The following is a 14,509-nucleotide window of genomic DNA, read 5'->3' on the forward strand; positions in this document are numbered from 1 at the left end:
GACGTCCCGCCGCGCCGTACGTTCGGCGTGCGCCGGACACACCTCGCGCGACCCGCACCTGAGCATGGCGACCCCAATGCCCCGGTAGCGGCGTCCGCCCGTCTCACCCCGCAGCACCACTCTCCCTCCCTCACCCGTGCGACGCGCCCTCGCCAGGCGTGCCGTTCCCTTCGCCATCGGCCGGAGTTCACCATGCCCCGATCCTTCGCACACCCGTCCGCCATGAGCCGCCGTCTGTTCCTCACCGCCACCGGGGCGGTGTCACTCGGCGCCGCGCTGTCCGCATGCGGCGGCGGGGACAGCGGTTCCAGTGGCTCCCCCGGCAAGCCGGTCAGCCAGGCCGACATCGACAAGGCGATGAAGACACCGACCGAGCTGACGTTCTGGACGTGGGTTCCGAACATCGCCGCAGAGGTCGCGCTCTTCGAGAATAAGTACCCGGCGATCAAGGTCAAGGTCGTCAACGCCGGTCAGGGCGTGGCTCATTACACGAAGCTGCGCACCGCCCTCAAGGCCGGCACCGGCGCCCCGGACCTGGCCCAGATCGAGTACCAGGCGGTCCCGACGTTCACGATCACGGGCAGCCTGCTCGACCTGAGCCCGTACGGCGCCGCCGAGCTCAAGGACAAGTTCGTCGACTGGACGTGGGGCCAGGTCAGCGGTGCCGGCGGCGAGGTCTGGGCGATCCCGCAGGACACCGGCCCGATGGGGATGCTGTACCGCAAGGACATCTTCGACAAGCACGGCATCCAAGTCCCGAGGACCTGGGAGGAGTTCGCCGCTGCGGCCCGCAAGCTCCACAAGGCCGACCCGGACGTCTACCTGACCAACCTCTCGGCCAACGAGCCCGCCGCCTGGCACGGCCTGCTGTGGCAGGCGGGCGCCAAGCCGTACACGACCTCCGGCAGGAGCACCCTCTCGATCAGCGTCGACGACGCGACCTCCAGGAAACTCGGGGAGTTCTGGGGCGGGTTGGCGAAGGAAGGGGTCATCAGCGCCGACCCGGACTTCACCGACGGCTGGTACTCCGGGTTCAACAAGGGCAAGTACGCCACCTGGCTCACGGCGGCCTGGGGGCCGGCCTTCCTGTCCGGTTCGGCGAAGTCCACGGCGGGCAAGTGGCGCGCCGCCCCGCTGCCGCAGTGGGACGCCGCCAAGCCGGTGTCGGGCAACTGGGGCGGCTCGACCACCGCGGTCATCAAGTCCGCCAAGAATCCCATCGCGGCGGCCCTGTTCGCGCAGTTCCTCAACAGCGATCCCGCCAGCGCGAAGATGTTCGCCACCAAGCAGTTCTTCTTCCCGGCGACCAAGGCCATGCTGGCCGACGCGGACTTCGCCGGTGACACGCCCGCCTTCTACGGCGGCCAGAAGGTCAACCAGGTCTTCGCCGGCATCAGCGACACGGTCTCGCCCTCCTTCCAGTGGCCGCCGTTCCTCGACCAGGTCGCCACCGACTGGACCGAGACCGTCGGCAAGTCCCTCGCCGACAGGTCCGACACCACCGCCGCGCTCGGCAAGTGGCAGTCGCGGATCACGACGTACGCCAGGAACCAGGGCTTCACCGTCAAGGGAGCCTGAGATGGCGGCCACCACCGCGACCCCGGCCAAGCGGCCCCGCCCTCCCGGCCACCGCTCGGCGGGCCCCCTGTTCGTCGCACCGTTCCTGGTGCTCTTCGCCCTGCTCTTCCTGGCCCCGCTGTGCTACGCCGCCTACCTCAGCCTCTTCCAGCAACGCCTCATCGGCGGAACGGTGTTCGTCGGCCTGGACAACTACGTCAAGGCCCTCAAGGACCCGCTCCTGCACGACGGGGTCCTGCGGGTCGCGGAGTTCTTCGTGTTCCAGGTCCCGTTGATGCTGGTGCTGGCCCTGCTGTTCGCCCTCGCGCTGGACAGCGGCCTGCTGCGGCTCGCGCGGGTCATCCGGCTGGGCATCTTCGTGCCGTACGCCGTCCCGAGCGTGGTCGCCGCGCTCATGTGGGGCTATCTGTACGGCCCCGACTTCGGCCCCTTCGCCCAGCTCAGCCGTCATCTGGACCTGCCGGTCCCGCACTTCCTCAGCGACGGCTGGATGCTCGGCAGCCTTGCGAACATCGTGACCTGGGAGTTCGTCGGCTACAACATGATCATCCTGTACGCCGCCCTGCGGACCGTGCCTCCGGACCTGTACGAGGCCGCCGCGATGGACGGCGCCGGTGCCTGGCGCATCGCCTGGTCGATCAAACTGCCCGCGCTCAAACCCGCCTTGCTGCTCACCCTGCTCTTCTCGGTGATCGGCAGCTTCCAACTGTTCAACGAGCCAAGCCTGTTGATGAAGATCGCGCCGGACGTCATCAGCAGCTCCTACACCGCCAACCTCTACGCCTACTCCCTCGCCTTCACCGGCCAGCAGCTCAACTACGCGGCCACGGTCTCCTTCCTCCTCGGCCTGGTCATCGTGATCGCCTCCTACGGCGTACTGCTCACCGCCAACCGCAGGAGGACACCGTGACGACCTCCGCCGTGATCGCCCCGCTGACGGAGCAGGCACCCACCGCGCCCCCTGCCGCTCGGCGGAGAGCCTCGGCCCGCCGCCGCAGCACCCCTCTCACGATCGCCATGCTGGCCGCCCTGGCCTACTTCCTCCTGCCGCTGTGCTGGCTGCTGGTCGCCTCGACCAAGAGCACCCAGGACCTCTTCAACAGCTTCGGCCTGTGGTTCTCGCACACCCCACAGCTGCTGACCAACATCAAGGCGACGTTCACCCAGGACGACGGGGTCTTCGTCCACTGGCTGCTCAACACGGTGATGTACGCCGTGGTCAGCGCACTCGGCGCCGCGCTCCTCGCGGCGGCCGGCGGCTACGGGTTCGCCAAGTTCCGCTTCCGCGGCGACCGCGCCGCCTTCAACCTGGTCCTCGGCGCCATCATGATCCCGGCCACCGCGCTGGCGATCCCCACCTACCTGCTGTTCGCGAAGGCGGGCCTGGTCAACACCCCCTGGGCGGTCATCCTGCCCTCGCTCGTCAACCCCTTCGGCCTCTACCTCATGCGCGTCTACGCGGCCGACGCCGTCCCTGACAGCATCCTGGAGGCCGCCCGGATCGACGGGGCGGGCGAGGCCCGGATCTTCTTCCGGATCGTCCTCAGGCTGCTGGCCCCCGGCCTGGCCACCGTCCTGCTGTTCACGCTCGTGGCGACCTGGAACAACTACTTCCTGCCGCTGATCATGCTCAACGACCCGAAGCTGTACCCCATCACGGTCGGCCTGTCCTCCTGGGCCGCGCAGGCCCAGAACGGCGGGGCCGGGTCCAGCAGCGACCTGCTCGCGCTCGTCGTGACCGGATCCCTGATCTCGATCATTCCCCTTGTCGTGGCCTTCCTCCTGCTCCAGCGCTACTGGCAGAGCGGTCTGGCCACCGGAAGCGTCAAGCAGTAACTCCCCCTATCTCTCCCGGAGGTTCCCTTCATGGCGGATCTGCCCGCCCGCGTCCTGTTCGGTGCCGCGTACTACCACGAGTACACGCCCGCCTACGACCCCGAACTGCGCCCCGACGAACGGCTGAAGACCGACCTCGACCTGATGGCCGACGCGCACTTCACCGTGATCCGGGTCGGCGAGTCGGTCTGGTCGACCTGGGAACCGGAGAACGGTCGCTTCGACCTCGACTGGCTCCAGCCGGTCCTCGACGGCGCCCACGAGCGCGGCATCTCCGTCATCCTCGGCACCCCGACGTACGCCGTGCCGCCGTGGCTGGCCCGCCAGTACCCGGAGATCGCGGGGGAGCACGCCACCGGCACGCGCATCGGCTGGGGCGGTCGTCAGGAGGCCGACTTCACCCACCCCGCGTTCCGCTTCCACGCCGAGCGGGTGATCCGCAAGGTCGTCGCCCGGTACGCCGACCACCCGGCGGTCATCGGCTGGCAGGTGGACAACGAGCCCGGCCTGCACCTCTTCCACAACCAGGGCGTCTTCCAGCGCTTCACCGACCAGCTGCGCGAGAAGTACGGCGACGTCGAGACCCTCAACCGGGAATGGGGCCTGGTCTACTGGTCGCACCGCCTGTCCACCTGGGCCGATCTGTGGACCCCGGACGGCAACAGCCAGCCCCAGTACGACGTCGCCTGGCGGGAGTTCCAGGCCCGTCAGGTCACCGAGTTCATCGGCTGGCAGGCCGACATCGTGCGCGAGTACGCCCGCCCCGGCCAGTTCGTCACCACCTGCATCTCCTACACCCGCCAGGGCGTGGCTGACGACGAGCTGTCCGCCCGGCTCGACATCGCGTCGGGCAACCCGTACTACGACATGCAGGACGGCTTGCTGCTGCCCGACCCGACACCCGACGAGCACGAGCAGATCTGGAAGACCACCGGCGTCTGGTCCATGTACCAGACCGCGGACTGGATGTTCTCCTCCCGCCAGGAGCCCTTCCTCGTCACCGAGACCAACGCGAGCTCCATCGGCTTCCCCTGGGACAACCGCCCCGGCTACGACGGGCAGTGGCGCCAGACCGCCTGGGCACACGTGGCCCGCGGCGCGCGGATGATCGAGTACTGGCAGTGGCAGACCCTGCGCTTCGGCGCCGAGACCTACTGGGGCGGCGTCCTTCCCCACAGCGGCCGACCGGGCCGTACGTACGCCGAAATAGCCCGCCTGGGCGCGGAGTTCGAGGCGGCCGGTCCGCTGGTCGCCGGCCTCGAACCGGACGCCGACATCGCGATGGTCTACTCGACGCCGAGCAAGTGGCTGATGCAGAAGTACCCGCCGCTGGCGACCGCCGACGGCCAACCGGACTCCGCCGCCTACCACCGTATCTTCGACCCCTTCTACCGGGGCGCCTTCGACGCGGGCCGCCAGGTCCGCATCGTCCACGCCCGGCAACTGGGCGCCATGACACCCGAGTTGACGGCGCGACGCCACCCGGTGCTGGTCGCCCCGGCGTTGTACGTCGTCGACGACGCGACGATCGACCGGCTCACCGCCTACGCCCACGCGGGCGGCCACCTCGTACTCGGCCCGCGCACCGCGTACGCCGACCACGAGGCCCGCGCCCGGCTCGAACCTGCTCCCGGACGCCTGGTCGAGGCCGCGGGCGTCACGTACGACGAATTCAGCAACCTGCTGCGGGACATCCCCGTCCGTACGACGCCGGACGGTCCGCTCGACCTGCCCGACGACGCGACGGCCAGGCGCTGGGCCGACGGTCTGACCGTCCTCGACGCCGAGGTGGTCGCCTCGTACGACCACCCGCACTTCGGCCGCTGGCCGGCCATCACCACCCGCCGCCACGGCGCGGGTCGCATCACCTGCGTCGGCACGGTCCCGGGCCGCGGCCTGGCGCGGGCACTGGCGGAATGGCTGGCACCCTCCGCACGCAACGGCTGGCAGGGCCTCCCGGAATCCGTCACCGCCACGACCGGCACCTCGCCCGACGGACGCCGCGTCCACGTCGTCCACAACTGGAGATGGGAACCCGCCCGCGTCACCGCCCCCGTCGGGCTGACCGACGTCCTGGACGACAGCACGGTCCCCGCGGGCACCGCCCTGGAGCTAGGCGCGTGGGACGTGCGGGTGTTCGTCACCGGGCCCGCAGACAACTGAGCATCCGCGGTCATCCTCGAAGGAGAGGCAATGCAGAAGAGAACGCTGGGAAAGGCGCTGGGGACGTTCGCCGCCGCATCAGCGATGCTGGCCATACCGATGGCCAGTGCGCAGGCGTACAACCCCACGGGCGGGATCCTCTACCAACTCGGGAACGAGCCCTGCCTGAAGGGGCGGGGCAACTGCGCGATCTACCCGAAGTCGGCGCAGCTGCCGAGCGGGCGTCTGGTCGCGTCGTTCGAGAAGTCCACTGTCGTACCGGAGACGGGAAGCGCCGACAGGCAGACGCTTCCCGTGTACAAGAGCGCCGACCGTGGCACGACGTGGCAGCCGCTGTCGGAGGTCAAGGCTCCGGCGTACCTCTCCAGTGACCCCAAGTACGGGAAGTACACGAGCAATTGGACCAACCCGTACCTCTACACGCTTCCGCAGGACGTCGGGACCCTGAAGCAGGGGACGCTGCTCCTCGCGAGTGTCGTGTCGGGCGACGACTCCTACTACAGGGAGCACAAGGCGGCTGACCCGAACTGGACGCCGTCCAACGACGGGGACCGGGGGGACATGGCGATCGCCCTGTACTCCAGCACCGACGAAGGCGCGACGTGGAAGGTCGCGGGCGTCGTCGCGACCGGCGGCTGGCAGGGCGGCAGCGCGGGCGCGACCGGCCAGAACATCGCGAGCGCCAACACGCACCAGCAGGTGGACCCCCTCTGGGAGCCGTACCTGATGGTCTACAAGGGCAGACTCGTCTGTTACTACTCGGACGAGAACGACTACACCGGCTTCGACGCGGCCACCGGCGTCCCGACGCCGGACCCCGCGAACGACACCGCCAAGGACTCGCTCGGCCAGATCCTCGTCCACAAGACCTGGGACGGCCGCAGTGCGCAGTGGAGCGCTCCCGTCGTCGACATCGCCGGACTGACCCAGGACACGGGAGGCGGCAAGGCGGAGATCGGCGGCGGGCGACCGGGCATGACGAACGTCGTCCGGACGGCGGACGGCAAGTGGCTTCTCACGTACGAGTACTGGGGCGGCGGAGCCAACATCAGATACCGGCTCGCCGACAACCCGTTGGAGTTCTACCGCGGCTCCCCCACCGGCGAGAGCGTCACCTCCCTGCCGGTCGCCGCCGGCTCCCGCCCTCTCGCGACGGGCGGCAGTCCGGTCGTCGTCAGGCTTCCCGGCGGGCGACTGGTCTACAACGCCGCCGGCAGCGGAAACGTCTGGGTCAACGACAGCGGACGGAGTGACGGCATGTGGAAGGAGTACCAGACGACCTCGCCGGCCGGCTACAGCCGCAACCTCCAGTACGTCGACGGCACCGGCCGCATCGCGATACTCAACAACCAGGGCACTTCGACGCTCGCCTTCGCCGAAGTCGATCTCGGCCACTCGGACGGCGCCTACCACCAGTTGGTGAACCGCAGGACCGACCAGGTCATCGGCACCGGGAACCACACCAACGACGCGAACATCGGCAACGGGGACGTTCCCGACGTCGTTCTGGAGAAGCCCGGCTCTGCGGCGGACCCCGACACCCAGTACTGGCACATCGTGACCGAACCGAACGGCGGCAAGACGCTGTTGAACAAGTCCGGCGGTCGCGCGGCGGCCATCTGGACCGGCAACGCGACGGCCGGCCAGAAGATCGGCCAGTGGGTCGACAACAGCGCGACCGGCAGCTGGAACGTCATCAAGACCGGCGACGGTTTCTACAGACTCCAGTCGGTCAAGAACACGAATCTGTATCTGACCGGCGCGTCCGTCGGAGCACCGCTCACCCTGCAGAACGCGGCCACGGACGGCTCACAGGACTGGGAGCTCACTCAGTAGCCACCGTGAGGGGTGGCTTGTGCCACCCGACCCTTTCCTATGGGGAGTTGAGCCCGTCCGGGGCAGATGCATTGACCCTCGGCAGGGTCCGCGCTTTCATCGCGTGAGTCCTCGGCGCAGGGCCGGGGGCACGGGTACAGGCGGCGGTTGCGGCCGCCGCCTGCCGAAGGGGGAGCCACCCGATGAGACCTTCCTTACGCATCTGCATGACCGCCGTCCTGGCGACCGCGCTGACCTCTCTCGCCGGGTCCGCGGGGGCGGCCGACACCGACCAGGTTCCGGGCACCGAGCGGATCAGCGTGGCCCCCGACGGCAACGGCGGCAACGGCCACTCCGTGGAACCAGTGGTCAGCGCGGACGGACGCGTCGTCGCCTTCGCGTCGGGTGCGACCAACCTGGTGCCCGGCACGGACGTGTCGTACAGCGTCTATTACCGCACGGCTCCCGGCGCACCGCTGCAGCGTGTGGTGGTGCCCGGTGAGACGACATCGACGCCCCAACTGTCCGAGTCGGGGCGCTACTTGACTTTCAACTCGTACTCGGCCACGACCGGGACGTCCTCCGTGCAGATCATGGACCTGCACACCGGCCGCATCGACCGCCTGGCGCCCGTGCTGGACGGGGACTACCACGTGTCGAACGGCATCGCCCCGATCAGCGCGAATGGACGGTACATCGCCTTCGTCGCGCGACCCACCATCGACGAGCACGGCGCGTTCGCCTGCCAGGTCATGCTCCTGGACCGCCGTACGCAGCAGGTGCGGCGGGTCAGCCGACCCTCGGACGGCTCGAAGAACTTCCACCAGTGCCAGCAGATCTCGATGAGCGCCAACGGCCGCAAGGTCGCCTACCTGGAGGGTTATTCGGGGCCAACCGATAACGACCAGGGCGACATCGTGGTCTACGACCGGGTGACCGGACAGACCGTCCAGGCCGACACCACCTACGACGGCGCACCGGCCGACAAATCGGCGATCGCACCGGTGTTGACCGCCGACGGCTCCAAGGTCGCCTTCAACTCGACAGCCACCAACCTCGTCCCGGGCACCGATCCGAACAACGGCTGGAACGCCTTCGTCCGCGACCTGCGCACCGGCACGCTCCAGCGCTACGACGGCCACTCCCCCACCGATCTCACCCTGGTGTCGGACCTGTCCGCGGACGGCTCCAAGCTGCTCCTGAACACAGCGGACGCGAACCGCAGGACACTGGGCCTGATCCTCCGCGACCTACCCACCGGCCACGAAGACCTGCTCGCACCGGACCAGGCCGGCGACCCCGTCACCGTCGGCCGAGCGGCCCTGAGCGCGGACGAGAGCACAGTCGTCTTCGACTCCTACTACCCCGGCCTGGTCCCCGACGACACGAACCTGACCGGGGATGTGTTCGTGCGCACCTTGCACTGAGCGCATGAAGATCGAAGGCCCCAGTACGAGGTCTTGTCCCGCCTCTACACCGGAGCGAAAGCCCGTGGGTCAGAGCCTGCGGCCGAACAGGTCCAGCAGAGCCGCCCAGTGGCGTTCGGCGGCCTCCTCGCTGTACATCGACGTGTCGGCCTGGGTGTAGCCGTGCTGGGCACCGGGGTAGATCTCGCCGCGGTGGTGGACGCCCGCCGCGCTGAGGGCCTTGTCGAGGCGGTCGATCTGGTCGGCCGGGTTGGCCGTGTCCTGGTCGGCGTGGCCGAAGTACAGCTCCGCGGTGATGCGGTCGGCGAGCAGGTGGGGGCTGTCCGGCGCATCGGTCGCGAGGAACGCGCCGTGGAATCCGCCGGCGGCGGCGACGCGGTCCGGGTAGGTCCCCGCGGTGCGCAGGGCGAGCCCGGCGCCCATGCAGTAGCCGGTCACCCCGGCGGGACCTTCGGTGGTCAGCGGGGAGGCGGCCAGCCAGTCGAGGTAGACGGCGGCGTCCCGCATCGCCCGCTCGGGCGTCAGTGTCTGCGCGGCCGGCCGAATGCTCGCGATGACATCAGGGCGCTCGGCGAGGTCGATGAACTCGGGCAGCTCCGCGACCGGAGCCTTGCTGTAGCGGTAGAAGACGTTGGGCACCAGGACGACGTATCCGGCCGCCGCGAGACGGTCGGCCATGGACTTCAAGTGCGGCCGCAGTCCGAACCCGTCCATGTACAGCAGGACGGCCGGGTGCGGGCCCCCGTCGGCGGGGTGGACCAGGTAGGCGTCGGCGGTTCCGTCGGGGGTGGGGATGTCGACGGACGATCCGTGTACGGCGGTGGTCATGGCAAGTCCTCAGTTCTGGGCGAGAGTTGTGGCGGCGTCACCCGCAGGATGCCGTACTGCCTGACCGACGAGTTCCTCGACCCTGACGGCGGGCCCCCGGACGCCCGCTGTCTCGAAGAACCAGCGCCCCGCCTCCTCCTGGCTCAGCCCCTCGGACCGCTCGGCCATGTACGGCTGGACGTAGCTTCAGAAGCGATCAGCCGAGCGGTTCGAGGATGTCAGGCGTGGCGTCCAGGGCGGGACCGCAGCCTTCGGGGAGATGTGAGGCGACAAGTTCGACGGCCACTTCGGCGGTGACGGCTCCACCGATCCGCTCCCGCCCCGAACCTCGCGGTTCATGCAGCCGAAGCACACGGAACCGTTCTCCGTCGACAGGGAAGATCGAGGGCAGGTCCTGCGACCACGGGAAGCGGGTGCATCGGCTGAACTGCAGCGATCCATGGCTGACCAGCGGGAACAGGCCGCTGAGGGCGGCGTTGGCGTAAGCCGCCTCCACCAGGGCCTTGTCGATGAGGTTCTCGCTCATGTCTCGGACGAGTTGCCACTTGGCGGCCACGGGGTCGTCGGATGCTACCTGGGGCGTGTCGTCGTCGGCCATGCTCGGACCTTAGAGGACGTACGGCAGCCACAGCACCGTGGCCGCCGCCGTACGTCTCCTGCCCGGTTCCTGGTGCGCCGGACGGTTTCTGTCAGGCGCGGTTCAGCGGCACAGGGCCGTGTCCACAACGCTCTCGACATGCTTCATGGCTGCTTCGTCGGTCGGCTGGATGGTCACCGCGATGTTGGCGGCGCGGCCGTCGTCGGTGACGCCGCCCCGGGTCTCGTAACCCGGGAAGCTGCCGCCGTGGCCCCAGTAGAGACCGCCGCACGACAGGGGCGTGCTGACGAGTCCCAGTCCGTAGCGGGCACCGGAGGCGAAGGGGGGACCGGCGGGAACGGTGGTGCGCATCTCGGCGAGCTGGGCCGGTGGGAGGAGGCGGCCGGACAGGAGCGCGGTGAAAAAGCGGTTGAGGTCGGAGTTGGTGGAGATCAACTGGCCTGCCGCCCAACCCCAGGAGGGGTCTGTTTCCGTGACGTCGCGCAGCGGGGCGCCTGTGGACTCCTGGTCGTAGCCGTGGGGATGAGGTTCGCGGATCGTCGCGTCACCGGGGGCGGGGAAGTAGGTGTGGCGCAGGCCGATGCGCTTGATGACGCGCCGGTCCATCTCCTCGGCGAGGGGGCGGCCGGTGACCTTCTGGATGATCAGGCCGGCCAGCACGTAGTTCGTGTTGCTGTACGCCCATTGTGTCCCGGGGGCGAAGTCGGCCTTGTGCTGGAGAGCGAGGTCGAGGAGCTCGCGGGGGTCGTAGTACCGGACGTCGTCGAGGTACTTGGTGTAGTTGGGAAGTCCGCTGGTGTGCTGGAGGAGCTGACGGACGGTGATGTGGCGTCCGTCGATCCCGTCCCCGCGGACGAGGCCCGGCAGATAGGTGTCGACAGGGTCGTCGAGGCGGATCTTCCCCTCGGCGACCAGTTGCAGCACGACCACCGCCGTGAATGTCTTGGTGTTGCTGCCGATCCGCACCTGGCCGTCCTTGGGCACCTTCGAGCCCGTGGCCAGGTCGCTCACCCCTGCGGTGTAGGTGTGCGTGCGGCCCTCACGGCCCTTGACGCTCGCCAGTGCGGCGGGCAGGCCGTCGGAGCGCACCAGCGCGTCCAGGCCCTGCTGGACGGTGTCCGGCCTGGCGGCGGCAAACGCCGTGGGCGGCGCGAGGACACCGGTCGCCATGACGCCTACGGCTACCGCGGCCGCGGCCGACACGCCCCTGCGCCGCCCGGCCCGCTGGCGCCCGGAAGAACGAAACCTCTGCCATACCTGCTCACGCACGAGCCAACTCCTGGGGAAACGTCGGGAATCCATCGGCATATGCCGGGCCCAGCATTTCCGGCTGCGACCGTCCGGGGCGATCCTGCTACCCGCCCGGCTCGGTGTGGGGCTAACCCCCGGTTGGATCAGCCCCGTTGGCCGTTCATCAGGGCGAGGGCCGCGCGGGCGACCGAGGCGACACCCACCCGGGGCGCCGAACGTCTCGAAATCCAGGGGCTGTTGCGCGACGACCGGGAACCGCGCTCCGGTCCAGTTCGAGGAAGACGCCGGGGTCCACCGTGTTCAGCCGTTCTTGCGTGCCACTCCGCCGTAGAAGCCGATCTCGCCGGATCGTTCCGGCGGCGGGCTGTCCGGGCGCCAGAACGGGACCTGGGCCAGGCCGGGTTCGATCAGTTCGAAGCCGTCGAAGAACCGCTCGATCTCGACGCGGGAGCGCAGGTTCAAGGTGGCGGTCGCCTTGCGGTAGACGGCCTGGGCCTCGCTGCGATCCGCGAAGTCGCCGGTGGCGTGCGAGAGCACCAGGAAGCTGCCGGCCGGTAGCGCGTCGCGCAGGGCGGCGACGATCTGCTCGGGTTTCTCCGCGTCGGTGAGGAAGTGCACGACGGCCACGAGGAGCAGGGCGACCGGCTCGTCGAAGTCGATGACGCGGCGGACGTCGGGGTGCTCGACGACGGCCCGCGGGTCGCGCAGGTCCCCCAGCACGATGCTCGTCGTGCCGGTGCGGCCGAGTAGTGCGTCGCCGTGCGCCTTCACGATCGGATCGTTGTCGACGTACGCGACGCGCACGTCCGGCGCCGCCGCCTGGGCGATCTCGTGCACGTTCGGCGAGGTGGGCAGCCCGGTGCCGATGTCGAGGATCTGTCGGACGCCGCTGTCGACGACGTACCGGACGGCGCGTTGCAGGAAGGCGCGGTTGGCCCGCAACCCGATCCGTACCTCGGGCGCGGCCTCGGCGAGCGCGTCGCCGGCCCGCTGGTCCACCTCGTAGTTGTCCTTGCCGCCCAGGAGGTAGTCGTAGATCCGCGCGGGATGCGGCCTGCTGGTGTCGATCTCCTCGGCACGGAAGCCGTCCTGCGTCACCCTGCGCTCCTCTCGACGACCGCCACGGCCTGCTGGCCCGCGAGCGGCTGAGGACAGTTTCCCATACCAACTTCCGCGTACGGAGCAGCAGTTGCCCGCGACGAATGGGTCAGACGTCAACTCCGACTCACCAGGGCAGCGGCCCGTTGATGTCGAAGTAGCCGCCGGACGGACCGTCGGGCGCGACCTGCGCCATGCGCACGATGATCTCGGCGGCCTGCTCCACGGTCTGCGTGCCCGTGTTCCCGTTCAGGTCCGTCTTCGTGAAGCCGGGCTCGACCGCGTTGATGCGCATGCCCGGAAACGCCTTCGCGTACTGCACGGTGAGCATGTTGACCGCGGTCTTGGACGTCGGGTAGGCGACGCCCGGATAGAAGTGGGCGGGATGGTCCGGGTCGGAGAGGTGGGTCAGCGAGGCCAGGCCGCTGCTGATGTTGACCACGACCGGCGCGGCCGAGCACTGGAGCAGCGGCAGGAAGGCGTGGGTGACGCGGACGACACCGAAGACATTCGTCTCGAAGGTGTTCCGCATCTGATCGGCAGTCACCGTCGCGGCGGTGGGCACGATGTTGCCGTCGCCGCGCGTCTCGATTCCGGCGTTGTTGATCAGTACATCGAGCCCGCCGTCGGCCTCGACGGTCTTGGCCGCGGCCTCCACCGTGGCATCGTCGGTGACGTCGAGCAGCACGAACCGTGCGCCCAGCCGCTCGGCGGCCCGGCGCCCGCGCTCGGCGTCGCGGGCCCCCACGTAGACGGTATGACCTGCGGCGATGAGCTGTCGGGCGGTCTCGTGGCCGATGCCCTTGTTCGCTCCGGTGATCAGTGTTGTCGTCATGCGTCCAGCCTGCGGCGCGGCGGCGGGATCAGCCAGGAGACCCTTCTTCCTGGGACTGCGGGTACCAGGCACATGCGCAGCCGACGGTGTTCACTGGGGGCATGGCGGCGACGGAACTCGGACAGGCTCTGCGGCGCTGGCGCGACCGGGTCTCCCCCGACTCGGCCGGACTGCCGACCGGCGGGCACCGGCGTGCGGCGGGGCTGCGGCGCGAGGAGCTCGCCCTGCTGGCCGGGATCTCGGTGGACTACGTCACCCGCCTCGAACAGGGCCGGTCCGCCAACCCGTCCGGCCAGGTCGTCGAGGCCCTGGCCCGGGCGCTGCGGCTGTCGGGCGACGAGCGGGCGTATCTGTTCCGGCTGGCGGAGCTGGTGCCCCCGGGTCCGGAGATGGTGCCCGCGTACATCACACCCAGCGTTCAGCGCCTGCTGGGCAGACTGGTGGACACCCCTGTCGGGGTCTCCGACGCGGCGATGAACCTGCTGCTCGCCAACCCGATGTACGCGGCGCTGATGGGCGACCAGTCGGGCCTGCGCGGCTTCGAGCGCAACGGTGTGTGGCGCAACTTCCTCGGCATGCCCACCCGGGTGCGGCACACACCGCAGCAGCGGCGGGCCTTCGAAGTCGGCATGGTCGCCGAACTGCGCGCGACCGCCGTCCGCTACCCCGCGGACCGGCAACTGCGCCGCATGATCGAGGAGTTGCGGACCAAGAGCAAGCGGTTCGCCGAGCTGTGGGACGCGGGCGTCGTCGGCAGGCTGGAGGCCTCCCGCAAGACCATCGAGCATCCGCAGGTGGGCCGGCTGACGCTGGACTGCGATGTGCTCAGGGTCGAGGGCAACGACCTCCATGTCCTTGTCTACTCGGCCGAACCGGGCACCGAGGCGGCCGAGAAGCTGGAGCTGCTCTCCGTGGTCGGCACCCAGAGCCTGGTCGAGTAGCGGTCGGCGGAGCCTTCTCCTTCACCTCGTCGGGCTTGGCCACGACCAGAAACCCGTTGGCGGCCCACCGCGACCACTGCTACCTTTCCGGAGGCCGTGCGAGAGAACAAGGAGGTGGTACCCGTGAACGAATCGACAT

At 69.4% G+C, this 14,509-nt stretch carries 13 protein-coding genes; 7 read left to right on the forward strand and 6 right to left on the reverse strand.

The window, feature by feature from the left end; genetic code table 11:
* Window positions 1–192: 192 nt before the first annotated feature.
* The 6 genes from AB5J56_RS05040 to AB5J56_RS05065 all read left to right on the forward strand — a co-directional run bounded on the left by AB5J56_RS05040 (window position 193) and on the right by AB5J56_RS05065 (window position 8,819).
* Window positions 193–1,578, forward strand: coding sequence for an ABC transporter substrate-binding protein (locus tag AB5J56_RS05040; protein WP_369230449.1), 1,386 nt, complete (start codon window positions 193–195; stop codon window positions 1,576–1,578).
* Window position 1,579: 1 nt separating this feature from the next.
* On the forward strand, window positions 1,580–2,488 hold the full coding sequence (locus AB5J56_RS05045) for a carbohydrate ABC transporter permease (RefSeq protein WP_369230451.1): 909 nt from the start codon (window positions 1,580–1,582) through the stop codon (window positions 2,486–2,488).
* 23 nt (window positions 2,489–2,511) lie between these two features.
* Entirely contained in the window at window positions 2,512–3,414 is a 903-nt protein-coding gene (locus tag AB5J56_RS05050; protein WP_369242359.1) for a carbohydrate ABC transporter permease, read from the forward strand.
* 30 nt (window positions 3,415–3,444) lie between these two features.
* A complete protein-coding gene (locus AB5J56_RS05055; protein WP_369230452.1) occupies window positions 3,445–5,577 on the forward strand; it encodes a beta-galactosidase in 2,133 nt (710 codons plus the stop codon).
* Between the two features lie 30 nt (window positions 5,578–5,607).
* The gene (locus AB5J56_RS05060; RefSeq protein ID WP_369230454.1) at window positions 5,608–7,413 is read left to right on the forward strand and encodes an RICIN domain-containing protein; all 1,806 of its coding nucleotides are present in this window, start codon (window positions 5,608–5,610) and stop codon (window positions 7,411–7,413) included.
* Window positions 7,414–7,595: 182 nt separating this feature from the next.
* The gene (locus AB5J56_RS05065; protein ID WP_369230456.1) at window positions 7,596–8,819 is read left to right on the forward strand and encodes a TolB family protein; all 1,224 of its coding nucleotides are present in this window, start codon (window positions 7,596–7,598) and stop codon (window positions 8,817–8,819) included.
* 69 nt (window positions 8,820–8,888) lie between these two features.
* Here the strand turns inward: AB5J56_RS05065 and AB5J56_RS05070 are convergent, their stop codons facing one another.
* The 6 genes from AB5J56_RS05070 to AB5J56_RS05095 all read right to left on the reverse strand — a co-directional run bounded on the left by AB5J56_RS05070 (window position 8,889) and on the right by AB5J56_RS05095 (window position 13,429).
* Complete coding sequence (locus tag AB5J56_RS05070; protein ID WP_369230458.1) at window positions 8,889–9,647, reverse strand: dienelactone hydrolase family protein; 759 nt, start codon at window positions 9,645–9,647, stop codon at window positions 8,889–8,891.
* A 9-nt stretch (window positions 9,648–9,656) separates the two neighbouring features.
* Window positions 9,657–9,815, reverse strand: coding sequence for a hypothetical protein (locus AB5J56_RS05075; RefSeq protein WP_369230460.1), 159 nt, complete (start codon window positions 9,813–9,815; stop codon window positions 9,657–9,659).
* A 28-nt stretch (window positions 9,816–9,843) separates the two neighbouring features.
* Window positions 9,844–10,245 carry a DUF6193 family natural product biosynthesis protein gene (locus AB5J56_RS05080; RefSeq protein ID WP_369230462.1) on the reverse strand — a complete coding sequence of 134 codons (402 nt, stop codon included), beginning with the start codon at window positions 10,243–10,245 and terminating at the stop codon, window positions 9,844–9,846.
* 102 nt (window positions 10,246–10,347) lie between these two features.
* Window positions 10,348–11,514: a serine hydrolase domain-containing protein gene (locus AB5J56_RS05085; RefSeq protein ID WP_369230464.1), complete on the reverse strand. Its 1,167-nt coding sequence runs from the start codon at window positions 11,512–11,514 to the stop codon at window positions 10,348–10,350.
* A 282-nt stretch (window positions 11,515–11,796) separates the two neighbouring features.
* Window positions 11,797–12,594 (reverse strand): SAM-dependent methyltransferase, encoded by a 798-nt coding sequence (locus tag AB5J56_RS05090; protein ID WP_369230466.1) that lies wholly within the window; start codon window positions 12,592–12,594, stop codon window positions 11,797–11,799.
* Window positions 12,595–12,721: 127 nt separating this feature from the next.
* Window positions 12,722–13,429 (reverse strand): SDR family oxidoreductase, encoded by a 708-nt coding sequence (locus AB5J56_RS05095; RefSeq protein WP_369230468.1) that lies wholly within the window; start codon window positions 13,427–13,429, stop codon window positions 12,722–12,724.
* A gap of 101 nt (window positions 13,430–13,530) precedes the next feature.
* On the opposite strand from AB5J56_RS05095, the gene AB5J56_RS05100 reads away from it, so the two are divergent.
* The gene (locus AB5J56_RS05100) at window positions 13,531–14,370 is read left to right on the forward strand and encodes a helix-turn-helix transcriptional regulator (protein WP_369230470.1); all 840 of its coding nucleotides are present in this window, start codon (window positions 13,531–13,533) and stop codon (window positions 14,368–14,370) included.
* Window positions 14,371–14,509 lie beyond the last annotated feature (139 nt).

This window comes from Streptomyces sp. R21 (assembly GCF_041051975.1).
Lineage (GTDB): Bacteria > Actinomycetota > Actinomycetes > Streptomycetales > Streptomycetaceae > Streptomyces.